General features: G+C 66.7%; 15 protein-coding genes and 1 pseudogene. 9 read left to right on the top strand and 7 right to left on the bottom strand.

What is annotated here, in order from left to right:
- Positions 1-15 precede the first annotated feature (15 nt).
- The 7 genes from ACEN98_RS25035 to ACEN98_RS25005 all read left to right on the top strand — a co-directional run bounded on the left by ACEN98_RS25035 (position 16) and on the right by ACEN98_RS25005 (position 5003).
- Positions 16-519 (top strand): ProQ/FINO family protein, encoded by a 504-nt coding sequence (locus ACEN98_RS25035; protein WP_413389082.1) that lies wholly within the window; start codon positions 16-18, stop codon positions 517-519.
- 13 nt (positions 520-532) lie between these two features.
- Positions 533-1210, top strand: a complete 678-nt coding sequence (locus ACEN98_RS25030) for a 3'-5' exonuclease (protein WP_413387580.1) — start codon at positions 533-535, stop codon at positions 1208-1210.
- Positions 1211-1212: 2 nt separating this feature from the next.
- The gene (locus ACEN98_RS25025; protein ID WP_413387579.1) at positions 1213-1590 is read left to right on the top strand and encodes a c-type cytochrome; all 378 of its coding nucleotides are present in this window, start codon (positions 1213-1215) and stop codon (positions 1588-1590) included.
- 83 nt (positions 1591-1673) lie between these two features.
- Complete coding sequence (locus ACEN98_RS25020) at positions 1674-2402, top strand: c-type cytochrome (protein ID WP_413387578.1); 729 nt, start codon at positions 1674-1676, stop codon at positions 2400-2402.
- The gene (locus ACEN98_RS25015) at positions 2399-3670 is read left to right on the top strand and encodes a cytochrome c (RefSeq protein WP_413387577.1); all 1272 of its coding nucleotides are present in this window, start codon (positions 2399-2401) and stop codon (positions 3668-3670) included. Before ACEN98_RS25020 ends, ACEN98_RS25015 begins: the two co-directional genes overlap by 4 nt.
- Before the next feature lie 85 nt (positions 3671-3755).
- Positions 3756-4766 (top strand): DUF3667 domain-containing protein, encoded by a 1011-nt coding sequence (locus ACEN98_RS25010; RefSeq protein WP_413387576.1) that lies wholly within the window; start codon positions 3756-3758, stop codon positions 4764-4766.
- Positions 4767-4787: 21 nt separating this feature from the next.
- Positions 4788-5003, top strand: coding sequence for a hypothetical protein (locus ACEN98_RS25005; RefSeq protein ID WP_371769966.1), 216 nt, complete (start codon positions 4788-4790; stop codon positions 5001-5003).
- On the opposite strand, the gene ACEN98_RS25000 is transcribed toward ACEN98_RS25005, so the two are convergent.
- Genes ACEN98_RS25000 through ACEN98_RS24990 form a run of 3 tightly spaced genes read right to left on the bottom strand, consistent with a single transcriptional unit; the run spans position 4993 to position 6243 of the window.
- The gene (locus tag ACEN98_RS25000; RefSeq protein WP_413387575.1) at positions 4993-5529 is read right to left on the bottom strand and encodes a DUF4865 family protein; all 537 of its coding nucleotides are present in this window, start codon (positions 5527-5529) and stop codon (positions 4993-4995) included. The two genes, ACEN98_RS25005 and ACEN98_RS25000, sit on opposite strands and share 11 nt — an antisense overlap.
- Positions 5526-5921, bottom strand: a complete 396-nt coding sequence (locus ACEN98_RS24995; RefSeq protein WP_413387574.1) for a tautomerase family protein — start codon at positions 5919-5921, stop codon at positions 5526-5528. Before ACEN98_RS24995 ends, ACEN98_RS25000 begins: the two co-directional genes overlap by 4 nt.
- Positions 5922-5931: 10 nt before the next feature.
- On the bottom strand, positions 5932-6243 hold the full coding sequence (locus tag ACEN98_RS24990; protein ID WP_413338608.1) for a carboxymuconolactone decarboxylase family protein: 312 nt from the start codon (positions 6241-6243) through the stop codon (positions 5932-5934).
- A 102-nt stretch (positions 6244-6345) separates the two neighbouring features.
- Here ACEN98_RS24990 and ACEN98_RS24985 point away from each other — a divergent pair, with 102 nt between their 5' ends.
- Positions 6346-7203, top strand: coding sequence for a LysR substrate-binding domain-containing protein (locus ACEN98_RS24985; RefSeq protein WP_413387573.1), 858 nt, complete (start codon positions 6346-6348; stop codon positions 7201-7203).
- Between the two features lie 45 nt (positions 7204-7248).
- Here the strand turns inward: ACEN98_RS24985 and ACEN98_RS24980 are convergent.
- From ACEN98_RS24980 to ACEN98_RS24965, 4 genes and pseudogenes are all read right to left on the bottom strand, one after another.
- Positions 7249-9318 (bottom strand): annotated as a pseudogene (locus ACEN98_RS24980) (ATP-binding protein); the annotation flags it as partial.
- Between the two features lie 99 nt (positions 9319-9417).
- Positions 9418-11136, bottom strand: coding sequence for an ATP-binding protein (locus ACEN98_RS24975; RefSeq protein ID WP_413387572.1), 1719 nt, complete (start codon positions 11134-11136; stop codon positions 9418-9420).
- 7 nt (positions 11137-11143) lie between these two features.
- Positions 11144-12253 carry an FIST signal transduction protein gene (locus ACEN98_RS24970; protein ID WP_413387571.1) on the bottom strand — a complete coding sequence of 370 codons (1110 nt, stop codon included), beginning with the start codon at positions 12251-12253 and terminating at the stop codon, positions 11144-11146.
- Positions 12254-12468: 215 nt separating this feature from the next.
- Positions 12469-13590 (bottom strand): type IV pilus twitching motility protein PilT, encoded by a 1122-nt coding sequence (locus ACEN98_RS24965; RefSeq protein WP_413389081.1) that lies wholly within the window; start codon positions 13588-13590, stop codon positions 12469-12471.
- A 195-nt stretch (positions 13591-13785) separates the two neighbouring features.
- Between ACEN98_RS24965 and ACEN98_RS24960 the strand changes: the two genes are divergently transcribed.
- Positions 13786-16383, top strand: a complete 2598-nt coding sequence (locus ACEN98_RS24960; RefSeq protein WP_413387570.1) for a glycoside hydrolase family 3 C-terminal domain-containing protein — start codon at positions 13786-13788, stop codon at positions 16381-16383.
- Positions 16384-16603: the final 220 nt, after the last annotated feature.

The following is a 16603-nucleotide window of genomic DNA, read 5'->3' as shown; positions in this document are numbered from 1 at the left end:
CTTACCATGAAGTCAATGAATACGATGAGTCCTGTCGCCGAGCTCCCCGAGGCCACCGAAAACGCCACCCCCGCCACGCCCGACGCGCCTGCGAATGACGCGCCGGCTGCGGCCCCGGAAGCCGCCCAGTCGCCCCGCGCCCTGCTCAAGCAGCTGCAACAAGAGTTCAAGGCCTTCCGCGACTGCCTGCCGCTGGCGATCGGCATCGACAAGCAGGTGCTGGCCCGCCTGCCCGGCCTGAACCGCAAGACCATGCGCGCCGCGCTGGGCATCCACACGGGCTCGATGCGCTACCTGCGCGCAATGGAAAAAGCCACCGTGCGCTACGACCTGGACGGCAATCCGGGCGCCGAAGTGACCGACACGCACCGCCAGCACGCCAAGGAACTCCTGCAGGAACGCTTCAAGAAAGAAGCCGAGCGCAAGAAGGCCGAGCGCGACGCCGCCGCCCAGATGGAGGCCGACCGCAAGCGCCAGGAAAAGCTGCAGCAGCTGGCCTCCAAGTTCGCGAAACGCTGATCCGGCAGCACGGATGAGCGAGGCCGAGGACGCCCTCCCCCCTTACGAAGGCATCACCCTGGCCGACGTGCGTCTCGTACGCACGCGCCAGGATGCGGACGGTGCGCTGTCCGCGCTGCTGGCATCCGACGTCATCGGCTTCGACACCGAATCGAAACCCACGTTCCAGAAGGGCGAGCAATCGACGGGGCCGCACCTCGTCCAGCTCGCTACCGACCAGCACGCCTATCTGTTCCAGATCGGCGTGCTCAAGCCGCGCGCGCCGGACGCGACTCCCGAGCTGCCGCCCGGCGTCGACGTGTTGCGCGCCGTGCTGGAATCGCCTGCCATCCTGAAAGTCGGCTTCGGCCTCGGCGACGACCTGCGCCGCCTGCGCGCCAAGCTGGGCATCGAAACGTGCAACGTGCTCGACCTGTCCACGGCCCTGCGCCGCGGCGAGCGCAATGCGCTGGGCGCGAAGACGGCCGTCGCGCGCTTCTTCGGCAAGCGCCTGCAGAAATCGCGCAAGATCACGACGACCAACTGGGCCCTGCCGCGCCTGTCCGACAAGCAGATCCTGTACGCGGCCGACGACGCCCACGTCGCCCTGCGCATCTACCGCCACTGGCGCGCGAATCCGCCGCCGCCGTTGCCGCCGAAGCCCATCGCCGGCGGGCCGCGGCGCGCCGCGCAGCCCAAGCCGCGCACCTGAGCATGCGTGTCATCGTCGTCCGGCCGCTGTTGGCGGCCCTCTTGCTGGCCGGCTGCTCGCGCCACGAGGGTCCGGTCGACGGCGCCACAGTCTTCAAACCATGCGCGTCCTGCCACCAGATCGGCCCGAACGCGCGCGGCGGTTTTGGTCCGCAGCTCAACGGCCTGTTCGGCCGCCGCGCCGGCAGCACGCCCGATTTCAAATACTCGGATGCAATGATAGCGTCGGGCATCGTGTGGGACGAACGCACGCTGGCCGCGTACCTGCGCGATCCGGACAAGATGGTACCGGGCACGAAGATGCGCTTCTGGGGCATCCACGACGAGCAAGAGATGGCCGCGCTGCTGGCTTACCTGCGCACGTTCCAGGACGCGCGCTAGTTAGCTTTCTCAAAAGATTGCGTGAAGTTCAAGTCGACGCGGTATCATGCCGCTTGTACTTTCTCGTCGACCACAGGAACGTCATGCATTTGCGCCCTGCCCCGCTGTTGCCATTGCTATTGCTGGCAAGCTTGCACGCGGCGCCGGCACGGGCCCGGCAAGCCGTGCCGGACACGCTGGAACGCCGCGTGGCCGCGTGCACGTCGTGCCACGGCAGCCAGTCCGCGCCGGCGCCGCAGCCGTCGGCGGGTCCGAACTACTACCCGCGCATCGCCGGCAAGCCGGCCGGCTACCTGTATAACCAGTTGCAGAACTTCCGCGCGGGGCGCCGCCAGTACCCGTTGATGACCTACATGGTCGAGCACATGTCCGACGATTACCTGCGCGAGATCGCGACATGGTTCTCGACGCAGCACGTGCCCGCGCCCGTGCTGGCGCGCTCCAGCCTGCCGGCGGGCCAGCTCGAGCGGGGGCACGAACTCGTCACGCGCGGCGACGCCACGTTGAAGGTGCCGGCCTGCATCGCATGCCACGGCCGGCGCCTGACGGGCGCCCTGCCCGCCATCCCGGGCCTGCTCGGCCTGCCGCGCGACTACATCAACGCCCAGTTCGGCGCCTGGCGCAACGGCACCCGCCGCGCCCACGCGCCCGACTGCATGGCGACGATCGCCGGGCGCCTGTCGCTGGCGGACGTGGCCGCGATCTCGGGGTGGCTCGCGAGCGAACCGGTGCCGGACGATGCCACGCCCGCGCCCGACGTGCCACACCCGATGCCGCTGGCGTGCGGGAGCGAGCCGGAGCGGCGGCCATGAAGCGCATCGTCATCCTGGTCCTCATCGTGGCGGCGCTGGCCGCCCTGTTCGTCGCGTGGCCGCGCGCCGAATTCATCCCGTCGCGCTCGCAGGCAGCGTGGGCGGCGACACAAGCCAACATCGCCCGCGGCGCCTATCTCGCCCGCGCGGGCGACTGCATGGCGTGCCACACCGCGCGCGGCGGCACGCCGTACGCGGGCGGACGCGCGCTGGCCACGCCGTTCGGCACCGTCTACGCCCCGAACATCACGCCGGACGCGCAGACGGGCATCGGCGCCTGGACCGCGGACGATTTCTGGAATGCCCTGCACAACGGCATCGGAACAGGCGGCCGCTTGCTGTATCCGGCCTTCCCGTACCCGAACACGACGAAGGTCACGCGCGACGACGCCGACGCCCTGTACGCGTACTTGCGCAGCCTCGCGCCCGTCAACCAGCCGAATCGTCCACATGCATTGCGCTTCCCGTACGACCGGCAGATCGTGCTGGCCGGCTGGCGCCTGCTGTATTTCAAGCCGGGCGTGTACGCGCCGCAGCCAGCGAAAGGCGCCGAGTGGAACCGGGGCGCCTACCTCGTCGAGGGCCTGGGCCATTGCGGCGCCTGCCACAGCCCGCGCAACGGTCTCGGTGCGACGGGCGCCCGGCTGTCCGGCGGCCACATTCCGATCGTCGGCTGGTACGCGCCCGCGCTGGACGCCGACAACGAGGCAGGCCTCGGCAACTGGGACCGGGCGCACATCGTCCAGCTGCTGCGCACGGGCGTCGCGCCGCGCGGTGCCGTGTTCGGGCCGATGGCGGAAGTCGTGGGACAAAGCCTGCAATACCTGACGGACGCGGATGCGGGGGCATTGGCGACGTACCTGAAATCGCTGCCGGCCGATCCGGCGCCGCGGCGGCCAATCACGCCGCCGCCCGAGGAGATCATGAAGGCGGGCAGGAAGCTGTACGAACACCACTGCGCCGACTGCCACGGCAGCGACGGCCGCGGCACGAGCGTCGCCGGCCATCCCGCGTATCCGCCGCTGGCCGGCAATGGCGCCCTGACGATGATCGATCCGGTGAACGCCATCCGCGTCGTGCTGAACGGCGGCTTCCCGCCCACGACCGCGGGGAATCCGCGGCCGTTCGGCATGCCGCCGTACAGTCCCCTGCTGGACGACGCGGAGGTGGCGGCCGTCGTGACCTATGTGAGGAATAGCTGGGGCAATGCGGCACCTGCCGTCACGCCGCCGGAAGTCAACCGGTGGCGGGCGGTGCCGCTGGATTGAGCCGCGACCGCGTGAGAATTCACGCATTTTGCATCGGTATCGGTCGTGTAACCTTGCGGGGATATTGCCCGAGGAGTCAGACCGTTTGAAACCCAGCCTTGAAATCGCGCATCACCACGCAGCGGAACACAAAGCGCCACGCTGCTGTCCCAACTGCCAGGCCAGCGCACGGGATCATTTTTGTTCCCTGTGCGGCGAGACACTCACCGTCCACTCGCCGACGGCGGGGGAGTTCATTCATGAGTTCATCGGTCATTACGTGGCGCTGGAAGGCAGGCTATGGCGTACGCTGCGCCTACTGATGTGCAGGCCGGGGCAGTTGACGGTGGATTTCCTGCGCGGACGGCGCGTGCCCTACATTGACCCTTTGCGCCTGTATCTGACGCTGAGCCTGGTGATGTTCGGGCTGATCAAACTGTATGGCGTCGACCTTCCCCAGGTCACGTTCGACGACCGGTCGTTCGGCGCCTCCTACAGCCACGCGATGCCCGGTCTGGCGAGGAACGACGGTACATTCCCTGTCGCGACACTGTCCATCAAAGGCGAATCGGACAGTGGGACACACACGGTGGGGCAAGCGCTCATGACTCTCGGCAGTGTCGACCGGACCTGGGCAATGAACGCCCAGCGCTTCATGGCTGCCGCGCCGGAAGAACAGGCTGACATCGTCAACCACGGTTTCCTGGCCAACCTGCCCTACATGCTGATCGGCGCGCTTCCGCTGTTCGCCTGTTATCTCAAGCTGATCTGGTGGCGCTCGCGCCGCCACTACGGTGACCACCTCGTCTTCGCCCTGCACACCACGACGTTTGCATTCGTGCTCGCCAGCGTGATGATCGTGATACCGGGCAATCTGGGCTGGCTGATCGCCTGCGTGGCGCAAGGGAACTTCGCCCTTGTATCGGCCTGGGATATTGTGCAGTTGCTGCCCGTCGCGTGGATCGTGGCCTATGTGCCTGCCGCGATGCATACTGTCTACGGCGGCGGCAGATGGGCCGCCGTTGGGCGATCCCTCGTGCTGATGACGGTGCATGTCATGGTGATTTGCGGCCTCGTCGTCGGGGCCGAGATCATTGCGATCCTCCGGCACGGATAACCCCATCACAAGGAGAACGATATGCCGAACTATCGCGTCTGGTACCGCAACAACGAGGAACCGCTGGAATTCACGACGCCCGGCCGCATCAGCGAAGCGGAGATGCTCGACCAGGTCCTCGCGCACGAAGGCATCGAGCCCACGGGCCCGACGACCGTGCAGGCGCTCATCGCCAGCCACGGCCTGGCGCCCGTGCGCTACACCGAAGACGAAAGCGAGATGAACGTCATCGGCTAGCCGTGGACACGTGGCCGACCGCATAGACCAGCGTCGCGGCGTCGGCCACCGGCTCGCTGTCCCACAGGCGGAAGCGCACCAGCGTCCACGTTCCCGGCTCGTAGCCGACGACCACCGCGAGCGCGCGGCCGCCGTCGGCCGTCTCTTCCCCGCGCAACGCTTCCAGGTCGGCACCGGGCGGAATCGTCCGCCGCTCGACGGACGCGAAGCGCGCGCGCTCGAAGCCCGGCGCACATCGTGCCTGCCACACGAGCCACGTCGCCACCGACGGCCGGCCGAACGCCTGCGCCACGCCCGCGAATCCGGGGCCGTTCAGGAACGCGTGCATCCCGTCGACCGTGTTCCAGACGTAGAACGGCGCGTACGCATTGTCCTGCGCCGGCCCCGACTTGCGCGCGCTGAGATAGGCCTTGAACAGCAGCCCCGGAAAACCGTCCATCAGGTGGCCCTTGTCCGCGATGCGCCGGTCGATGATCGCCATGTCGTAGTCGGCCGGCAGCGCAAAGCGGTACTGCATGGCGATCATGGTTTCTGCTCCGCCAGCGGCGCCGCGATGCCGTTGCTGAACGACCAGTCGGCGTAGTCCGTCGTCTGGACGATGACCATCAGGTCCTCCGGCCGCAGCCCGGGAGCATCGGCCAGCAGGTCGGCAAGGCGCTTGTAAAACGCCTGCTTGGTGTCCGCGTCGCGCGGCTTGCCGCCGGTGACGCAGACGAGGATGAAATCGTCGCTGCGCGGCCCGCCGAGGTAATCGCGGTCGAAAACCAGTTCCTCGGGGTCGTGCTGGTGGATGGCCTGGAAGCGGTCCGCGACAGGGATGCGGAAGGCGTCGACCAGGGCCCGGTGCACGGCGTCGGACACGGCACGCAGGTACTCGCGCGGCTTGCCGCGGCGCAGGGAGATGCGGACGAATGGCATGGCGGTCTCCTCACTTCGGATCGCCGAGCAGGCGCGCGGCGGTGGCGGCAGCGGGCCAGCCGGCGTAGAAGGCCAGGTGCGTCACGACCTCTTCGAGTTCCTGCCGGGTGACGCCGTTGTCGAGCGCGGTCTGCAGGTGGAACGGCAGCTGGCCGTCGCGGCACAGCGCGACCAGGCAGGCGACCGTCACGAGACTGCGGTCCCGTTTGCTCAGTGCGTCCCGCTCCCACACTTCGCCGAACAGCACGCGGTCCGAAAGATCGGCCAGCGGCGGCACATTGCCGAGGGCACGCTGGCCCTGGCCTTTCAACGTGGTCGTCATCGTCTTGGCTCCTTGAATGGTTGACACGGCCATCGTAACGCCGTCAAACTATTCTGAAAATCGAATATATTTGAATCAACCATTCAATAAAACGGGACAATCATGCGGCGAACGAATTTCGACATGGACGCGCTGCGCAGCTTTTGCGAAGGCGTGGACCTCGGCAGTTTCGCGAAGGCGGCCGACAGGCTCGGGCGGTCGACGTCGGCCATCAGCATGCAGATGAAGAAGCTGGAAGGACAGGCCGGCACGGACCTGCTGCGCAAGTCGGGGCGCGGCCTGGAGCTGACCCCGGCCGGCGAAACGCTGCTCGGTTACGCGCGCCGCATCCTCGACCTGAACGACGAGGCGCGCACGGCACTGGCCGGCCTGGAGCTCGCAGGCACGGTCAGGCTGGGACTGCAGGAAGATTTCGGCGAACGCCTGCTGCCCAACGTGCTCGGCCGCTTCATGCGCAGCCATCCGGACTTGCAGATCGAAGCCGTCATCGCACGCAACAGCGAACTCGTCGCGCAGCTGCAGGCCGGGAAGATCGACCTCGCCCTCGCGTGGCACACGGGTCTCGACTTGCCGTACGCGGACTTGCTGGGCGAGTATCCGATGCGCTGGGTGGGCGCGGCCGCGCACGACCCCGTCGTCGAACCGGTGCGGCTCGTCGTGCTGCAGGCGCCCTGCCTGATGCGCAAGGCGGCCACGGACGCGCTCGACCGGGCCGGCATCCCTTGGCGCGTCGTCTACACGAGCGCCAGCCTGGCGGGCATCTGGGCTGCGGTCGCGGCGGGGCTCGGCGTGACGGTGCGGACCAGCCTGGGATTACCCGGAGACGTGCGCGTGCTCGATGGCTTGCCGGCGCTGCCCGGCATCCGGCTCGCGCTGTACAGCGGGGCCGCGACGCCCACGCCGGCCTGCGAGCGCATGCGGGCGCTGATCAGGGAACACGTCGTGGCGGCGCCGGGCTAGCGGCGACGGCAGCCGCCACGACCGAAGTGTCGAGAGAACCGTCAACAGCTCGGCCGGTTCGACGGGTTTGGCGACGTGCATTTGAAAACCGCTCGTCAGCGCCCGCATGCGATCCTGGACGCGCGCATAGGCGGTCAACGCCACGGCCGGTACGCCGGGCAGGTTGCGCTCCTTTTCGCGCCGCCTTACCTCCGCGATGAACGCATGACCATCCATGCCGGGCATGCCGATATCGCTCACGATCAGGTCCGGGCGCATGCCGTCCCAGAGAATCAATGCCTCTTCCGCGTTCGATGCGGTCTCGACAACGGCATGCGCGCTCGACAGGACGGATGCGAGCATGTTGCGCGCATCGTGATCGTCCTCGACGAGGAGCACGACCACGCCCGATAGCCCGAACTCATCCGTATTCAGCGGCACCCGGTCGGATTGGACCGAGAGCTCTTGTTCGGTGGCCGCCGAGCGCGTGGCCAGGGGTGCGATGGGCAGGCTCACGGTGAACGACGCCCCCTTGCCGAGGCCATCGCTATGGGCGCTTACCTGTCCCCCGTGCAGTTCGACCAGTTTCTTGACGATGGCCAGTCCGAGGCCCAGGCCGCCATGCTTGCGGCTCGACGACGAGTCCACCTGCGTGAAGCTGTCGAATACGCGCGGCAGGTATTCCGCCGGGATGCCTGCGCCGTTATCCGTCACGACGATGTGTACGCTGGACTCGTGACGTTGCAGGGCGAGGTGCACGCGACCGTGCTTGGGCGTGAACTTGATCGCGTTGGAGACCAGGTTCCAGACGATCTGCTGCAGCCGCTCGGGATCGCCCGAGATCGGACCGGCCAGCGGATCGATCACCAACTGCAATGCCACCGATTTGGCCATCGCCGCCGGGCGCAGCGCTTCGATCGCCGCCTCCACGGAGGCCTGCGGCGAAAACAGCCGGACATTCAGGCGCAGCTTGCCGCTCACGATACGCGAGATGTCCAGCAAGTCTTCGACAATCTGGGCTTGCGCACGGGCGTTACGTTCGATCGTCTCGATCGCACGCTGGGTCATCGCACTGTCGAGGCGGCCCGACGTCAGCATTTGCGACCACCCGAGAATGGAGGTGAGCGGCGTGCGCAATTCGTGCGATACCGTCGCGAGAAACTGGTCCTTTGCTTCACTGGCGCGCGAGGCCGCTTCGTAGAGGCCCTGCTTCTCCTGGGCTTCCTGCTGCGCCCGACGCTGGGCGAACACGGCCTCCTGGTAGAGCGACGCCTTGTTCAAGCCGATGGCCGCCTGGGCGGCGAGTGTTTCCACGATCCGCTCATGCTCTTCCTTGAAGACGCACGTCTCCCCATGCCCGAAGAACAGCCCGCCGATCACGACGCCGGTGCCGAGCTTGACGGGAACGGCCAGGTAGGAACGTACCGGAAGGTGCCCCGGCGGCATGCCATGATGGGGCGACATTTTGCCGTAACGGGGATCGAGGCGGATGTCGTCGCTGCGGATCGTGCCTTCGCCGCGAAACGTCGGGCCGAAGACTGGGGTATTGCGGGGCAGCGGGAATCTGGAGAAGCGTTCCTTGGGTACCCCGGAGATGGTGTACAGGGTATAGGACTCCCCCTCTTCGTTCCGTACGTTGTAAAAGAACGCGCCGAACTGCGCACCGGTCAGCCTGGTCGCGGTATCGGTCACCGCCTGCACGATTTTCTCGTGGTCGAGTTCTTGCAGGATCAGCAGGCCGATCTGGTACAGCGCCTCGCGCTCGTTCTCCTGTTTGCGGGCGGCGCTGGCATCCTGGACTTCGATGACGGTACCCACCACCTCGCCCTCCCGCCGGATCGGGCTGGCGGTGAATCTTACGGCGTAATGATGCCCGTCCTTGTGAACGAAGGTTTCTTCGCCCTGCTCCTGCATATTTGCGGGGGCGGCGCGATCGATCGGACACGCTTCCAGCGGATAAGGTGTTCCTTCGGGTTTCGTGTGATGGACAAAGTCATGCAGAGGTGCCCCCTGGACCTCGGCAAGCGTATATCCCGTCAAGCGTTCGGCCGCCGGATTCATGTAGACGCAATGCTGGCGGTTGTCCATGACGAACAGTGCAACCGTCGCGTTGTTACACAGATCTTCCAAGTCCACTAAGCGCTGGCTTTCCACTGGCTGCCATACCCAAAAAAAATAGTGCCGGGATTTTACATGGCGTACAGATCCATTGGCGCGCGCGTCGGTACGCAGCCATTATTGCAACTTGAGGAGGCCTCGGGGACGGTCTCCGGCGCGTCCCGGCGCGCTGTCCGCCCCGTTCGCGAGCAGGCGCAACAACGCCGTGATATCGACTGGTTTGGTGAGGTGATGGTCGAAGCCCGCAGCGATCGAACGTTCGCGGTCCGCCGCCTGGCCGTAGCCTGTCAACGCGATCAACGTGGCCTGTGCGGTCTGCGGCAATGCGCGAAACCGTTGCGCCAGCTGGTAGCCGTCGATATCGGGCAAGCCGATATCCAGCAGGAGCACGTCGGGCGCAGCCGCTTCCACCAGCGCCAGCCCGCGGCGTCCCTCGTAGGCGACATGCACCTGATGCCCGATCGAACCCAGGTACATGGACAGCATGTCGGCCGCGTCGGCATTGTCGTCGACAATCAGGATGTTCAGCGGTCGGCCTGGTGCCGTATCGCCGTGCCGCGGCATGTCCGGGACGGATGTCGCCTGCGCCCGCGGCAGCCAAACGGTAAATTCGCTGCCGGCGCCAGGCCCTCTGCTCGCCGCGCTGATGCATCCCCCGTGCTGCTCGACCAGGCTTTTCACGAGTGCCAGCCCAATCCCCAATCCCCCCTGGGCGCGATCGAACGAACGTTCGCCCTGGACGAACAGATCGAAGACATGAGGCAGCAGCGCGGCATCGATACCGATGCCGTTATCCCGCACGACCAGTTGCACCGTGCCCGCATCCGCGCTCAGTTCAAGCTCGATGCGGCCCCCCTGCGGTGTGTACCTGGCGGCGTTGTTGAGCAAATTCGTGACGATCTGCACCAGCCGGGTGCCGTCGCCGTGCACGTACGCGGCTGGCGTCGGCACCGACAGTGCCAGATGGTGACGGCGCGCGTCGATGAGAGGCCGCGCCTGTTCGACCGCATCGCGCACGATGGTCACGATGTCGTGCAGTCCCTCCGCCAGCACCACGAGGCCGCGCGTGACGCGCGAGACATCGAGCAGGTCGTCGAGCAGTTTGGTCATGTGCCCGATCTGGCGGTCGATGATCTCGCAGGTCTGCTTCACCCGATCGGGCGTGACGTGCCCGAGCCTCAGGATCCTGGCCGCCATGCCGATCGGCGCGAGCGGATTGCGCAGCTCGTGCGCCAGCATCGCCAGGAACTCGTCCTTGCGGCGGTCGGCATCGCGCAGCTTTGTCTCCGCCTCGCGCCGGAACACCAGTTCGTCTTCGATGCGCTGGTAGGCCGACTGCAGTTCGCGCCGGCTGACGTCGAGGGCCGTATTGAGTTCGTTGGCACGGCGGTGGCTTTCACGTGCGGCGGCGGCGAGCCCCACGGCGGCGATTTCAGCCCGCTCGCCGGCCAGCTTCGCACCCAGCAGGGGCAGCAGGGCGACAATGGCAGCACGGGTCGGCGCGGCAGGCTCCGCCCCAAGGAACACGACGATGACGTTGCCGTCCGTATCGCACTGCCCCCATGCCGGCGCGTCCGTATCGGATCCGGCCCACGGCAGGGCCGCCTCCGCGCTGCCCATGTCCGCACAACGGCGCAGGAACGCCTGCCAGCGTCCACCGGCACGCAACGTCTGGGGCAATCCGGGCGCAGGCAGGAATATCCCGACTTCCGCGTCCCTTCCAAACAATAGAACCTGTGCGACGCCGGCATAACGTGCAAGGTTGGTCGTCCCGACAAGTCTCGTCCCGGCGTTCTGCAGCTCGCCAAAGATGGACACCAGCTCGAACGGGATCATCACATGCTCAGCGCGGGATCGCACATACGACGGCAGTACAGTTGTGGAATCCGCTAAATTGTCCGGTGCTCCGGGCGATCTGGCCATACGTGTTACAACCGGCGAAATTTTCCGACCCGAGCGCCTCGCCCACGGCTTTCAGTTCGTCGTCGAATCCACGCCCGAGGCGCAGCCGGGTGGCGGCGCAATCGAACAGCAGCGAGCCGGCGTGTTCGCCCCCATCCAGACCCGCCAGCGCCGCCTGGGCCGCCTCGCGCGCCGCGTCGCAAGCAGAGGCGGCGTCCGCGACCATGATGTGCACGGTGGCCCCGACCGGCACCTCGGCGGCACAGGAAATCGAGCCGTCGTCATCGAGCGCAAGCGGTACGCGCAGCTTGTAGCCGTCGCCCGTGTCGATGCCGATCACGTTATGAAGGAAGAACGGGAGCGGATCGGCACGGTTGAACGTCTGGCCCGTGGCCTGGGCATGCTCTTCGAACGCTTCCACCGCAGACGTGGCGTTGAGGCTGACCAGGCGGGTGCCTTGCGCTTCGGTGACACGCAGCGGGGGGCTGCCCGGTCGCCAGCCATGACGAACGCCGAGACCGATGGGCTTCTTCGACAGCATTTCAAGTACGACGATCGCATCCGTATGGGCTTCCGTCCCGATGAAAACATGCGTCTGCCTGAACCTGGCATCATCGGCCGCCCCGCCGCCGAACAGCTGGTAGGTGCCGCCGGTACGCAGCATCATCTCGTGGATGATCTCGTCGACATAGCCTGCCAGCGCATCGGTCAACACGAGCGCGCTGCGATACGGGAAATCGGGATGGTCGCTGCCGGTAAACACGGGCATGACCTGTTCGAGGGCGCCGCTGAAGTCTTGACGGAGTCCCGTGCCCAGTCCGGCTCGAAACAGGATCTCGTCCGTGCGGATGGCCATCACGGAAACGGAACCGTCCCCCGTGGCGCAGCCGGAAAACTCGCCCGCCGACGAGCAGCCTACAAGCACGTGCGGCCGGCAGGCAGCCTCGAGTGCGGCCAGCAGCGGATGGTAATCGATTTCGGGAGATGCGAAGACGATCAGCACGTCGGGGCGGCCGCCGTCCAGTTTTTCAAGGAGAGAATCGGCCAGCACGCGGCTTGCCGTTTCCGGCGAGCATAGGAGAGTATGGCTGACCGCCACTTTGGTATATGCCATGGGTGATCGATACAGTGGGTAAACGCTGAGGAATGACTGGAGAGTTACCGAACAGCTCAACAAACTTTGGCTGTCTGCATACAATAGTGTAATCAGGAAAACCGTGCAAAGTTTGTCCGTGCGGCAACAATTCCAGCCGGCTCAGCGCCCCGTCACACCATCTCGGCAAACCCGATCCGGTCCGTGGTCGCCGCCCGCGCCTCGTCCACGCCGACCACGTGCGCGGCCAGCAGCGCTTCCAGCACGCTGTTCATCGTGTGGCAGCCCGGCCCGCGCCCCGCGTTCATGTGCGCGCGGATGGCGCCCAGGTCGCCCTCTTCGATCATCGCCGCGACGGCCGGATCGATGGTCAGGCATTCCGTGGCCAGGTGGTAGCGGTTGCCCTGCTTCGACGGCAGCAGCGCCTGGCACAGCACGCCACGCAGCGCGTGCGCGAGGGCCTGGCTTTGCGCCTCGGAATTGCCCAGCAGGCGCAGCATCTTCTGCAGGCCCAGTTCCGTCGAGCGCGCGTGCAAGGTCGCCAGCACGAGCGGGCCGGATTCGGCCAGCGCCAGCGCTTCCTGCGCGGTCTGCGCATCGCGGATCTCGCCGATGACGATCACGTCCGGACGCTCGCGCAGCGCGTCCAGCGCACCGAGGTAATAGCTTTCGACGTCGCCATCGACACCCACCTCGCGCTGCGTGATGATGCATTTACGCTGCGGGATCAGCGTCTCGACCGGATCCTCGATGGTGATGATATGGCCCGAGCGCTGCCGGTTGATCTCGTCGAGGATGGAAGCGATCGTGGTCGACTTGCCCTGGCACGTGTCGCCGATGATCAGCACGAGGCCACTGGTCAGGCGCGCGAATTCGCGCTCGTCCGCGTGCAGGCCGAGCGTGTCCAGCGCCAGCGGCTCCTTCGGAAAGCGGCGGATCACGCAGCCCAGGCGCTTCTTGCCCTGGAAGCTGAAGCAGTTGGCGCGGATGCGGGCCGTGTGCAGGTCGATCGAGCGGTCGAAGGCACGGTCGGCGATGCGCTCGGCCCAGTTCGGTTCGATGACGTCGAAGAACTCTTCCAGCTCTTCCTTCGTGATGGGCGAGTCCGTCACCGCGACGAGGCCCTTCGGCTGCCGGAGCATCAGCGGACTGTTCTGGTGGATGATGATGTCGGAAAACACCAGCTTCGAATTCAGCAGGTGCAATATCTGCTCGACCAGGGTGCCGAACACCGGATGGTCTTCGTTTTCGATATACGACAGGGTGGGGATCTGCGAGGACTGGTGGTATTCCATCATGCGTCGAATGGCAAACGGGCCCGGATGAGCGATCCATTCATTATAAAACCGGCATCCTGTCCAAATTCCAATTGGAAAGATATTTTTTCTGGCACCAAGCTTCGACCGTGCCTTCGCCGCCACATCGTTTCGACTGTTAGCGCACGACATTTTCGTGTTAGCATCTTTGAAAACTTATAACAGGAGACTACGATGACTCGCCATCTTCCCTTCGCACTCGCACCAGTCGCCTTGGCTGCCCTGCTCGCCACGGCACCCGCGGTGGCCCAGCAGGATCCGGCAGCCCGCGCGGCCAGCCTCGTCGCCCAGATGACGCTGGAGGAAAAAGCGGCGCAGCTGGGCAACGACGCCCCCGCGATCCCGCGTTTGAAAATCCCGAAATACAACTGGTGGAACGAAGGCCTGCACGGCGTCGCGCGCGCCGGCTACGCGACCGTGTTCCCGCAGGCCGTCGGCATGGCCGCGACCTGGGACGAGCCGCTGATGCACGACGTGGGCGACGTCATCGCGACGGAATTCCGCGCGAAGTACCTCGCCACGCGCGCCCCCGACGGCGGTACGGACTGGTACCGCGGCCTCACCGTGTGGTCGCCCAACATCAACATCTTCCGCGACCCGCGCTGGGGCCGTGGCCAGGAAACCTATGGCGAAGACCCGTACCTGACGTCGCGCATCGCCATCAACTTCATCCACGGCCTGCAGGGCGACGACGCGCAATCGTTCAAGACGATCGCCACCGCCAAGCACTTCGCCGTGCACAGCGGGCCGGAATCGAACCGCCACCGCGAAGACGTCCACCCGTCGCCGCACGACCTCGAGGACACGTATTTGCCGGCGTTCCGCGCCACCGTCACGGAAGGTAAAGTGGCCTCCGTCATGTGCGCGTACAACGCCGTCAACGGCATCCCCGCGTGCGCCAGCGACGACCTGATGGAGCAGCACCTGCGCCGCGCCTGGGGCTTCAAGGGTTTCGTCGTGTCGGACTGCGGCGCGGCCGCCAACATCTACCGCGACGACAGCCTGCACTACACGAAGACGCCCGAGCAGGCCGTGGCCGCCGCGTTCAGCGCGGGCATGGACCTGATCTGCGGCGACTACCGCAACAAGATGACGACGGAGGCTGGCCCCATCGTCAACGCCGTGCGCCAGGGCGAATTGAAAGAGGCCGTCGTCGACCGCGCGCTCGTGCGCCTGTTCGAATACCGCATCCGCCTGGGCTTGCTCGATGCGAACCCGCCGCAGGCGTACGCCGGCATCAAGCCGACCGACAACGACACCCCGGCCCACCGCGCCGTCGCGCTGAAGACGGCGCAAGAGGCGATGGTGCTGCTGAAGAACGACGGCCTGCTGCCGTTGAAAAAGACGCCGAAGACGATCGCCGTCATCGGCCCGAACGCGGACAGCGAGGATGCGCTGGTCGGCAACTACAACGGCCAGCCGTCGCATCCGGTGACGGTGCTGGCCGGCATCCGCGCCCGCTTCCCCGATGCGAAGGTGGTGTATGCGCCGGGCACGGGCCTCGTCGGACCGGCCGAACCGCCCGTGCCCGACGCGAACCTGTGCGTCGACGCCGCGTGCCGCACACCGGGCCTGAAGGCCGAGCATTTCGAGGGCCCGGACCTGGCGGGCACCGCGCACGGTGCCGTCGAAAAGAATGCCCGCGCCGCGTGGCAGGAAGGCGGCCACAATGCGTCGGCGCGCTGGACCGGCTACCTGAAGGCGCCGCGCACGGGCGATTACAGCCTGCGCTACCTGAGCAATGCCGGCTACCGCATCTGGGTCGACGGCAAGCAGGTCGTGGATGCGTGGGACGTGACCGATTCGCCGTCGATCGAAGCGGGCAAGGCGAAGCTGCAGGCGGGTAAAACCTATCCGATCCGGATCGAGGCCGTGCAGCGCGGCGCGCGCGGCGACCAGAAACTGGTGTGGAGCACGCCCATCGACGGCGGCAAGGAAGCCGTCGACCTGGCCCGCCGCGCGGACCTCGTCGTGTTCGTGGCCGGCCTGTCCGCCAACCTGGAAGGCGAGGAACTGAAGCTGCAGGTGCCAGGTTTCGCGGGCGGCGACCGCACGAGCCTCGACCTGCCTGCGCCGCAGGAACGCCTGCTGGAAAAAGTCGTCGGCACCGGCAAGCCGACCGTGCTCGTGCTGATGAGCGGCAGCGCGCTGTCCGTCAACTGGGCCGACAAGCACGTGCCGGCGATCGTCCAGGCCTGGTATCCGGGCGGCGAAGGCGGCCATGCCGTGGCTGGCCTGATCGCGGGCGACTACAGCCCGGCGGGCCGCCTGCCCGTCACGTTCTACCGCGGCGTGGACGGCCTGCCCGCGTTCACCGACTACCGCATGGACGGCCGCACCTACCGCTATTTCAAGGGCGACGTGCTGTACCCGTTCGGCCACGGCCTGTCGTACACGACGTTCCGCTACGGGACGCCGGCGCTGTCGGCGCCGTCCGTCGCGGCGGGCAGCCCCGTCAACGTGGACGTCGAGGTGGCCAACACGGGCAAGCGTGACGGCGACGAAGTCGTCCAGCTGTACGTGGCCAAGCCGGGCGATGCCGCCAACCCGACCCTCGCGGGCTTCCGCCGCATCCACCTGAAGGCCGGAGAACGCCAGCGCGTCTCGCTGGCGCTGGATGCGCGCGCCCTGTCGCAGGTCGACGCGGCCGGCGCGCGCAAGGTCGTGCCGGGGGCGTACACCGTGTACCTGGGCGGCGGGCAGCCGGGGCATGCGCAGACGGTCAAGGCGGCGCTGACGGTGACGGGGGCGGCGTCCGAATTGCCGAAATAACTCTCAGCGTCGTTCCCGCGAAGGCGGGAACCCAAGTGCTGCATGCGTTTCGATAGCTCGTGCAAAATTGGGTCCCCGCCTCCGCGGGGACGACGTATTTATTGCGCGTTTCACCCCGCCTGCGTGCATTCCGGTCCGGTTTTCATGCGTTTTGTCGCAAACCGGTACCCCGCCCGCCGGCTCCCGCATACGATGTGCACATCGACACCATGCACATCAG

It is taken from the genome of Massilia sp. CT11-137 (assembly GCF_047302885.1).
Classification (GTDB): Bacteria; Pseudomonadota; Gammaproteobacteria; order Burkholderiales; family Burkholderiaceae_D; genus Telluria; species Telluria orientalis.
Note: the sequence above shows the minus strand (reverse complement) of the source record. Positions and strands in the feature narration are given on the sequence as shown.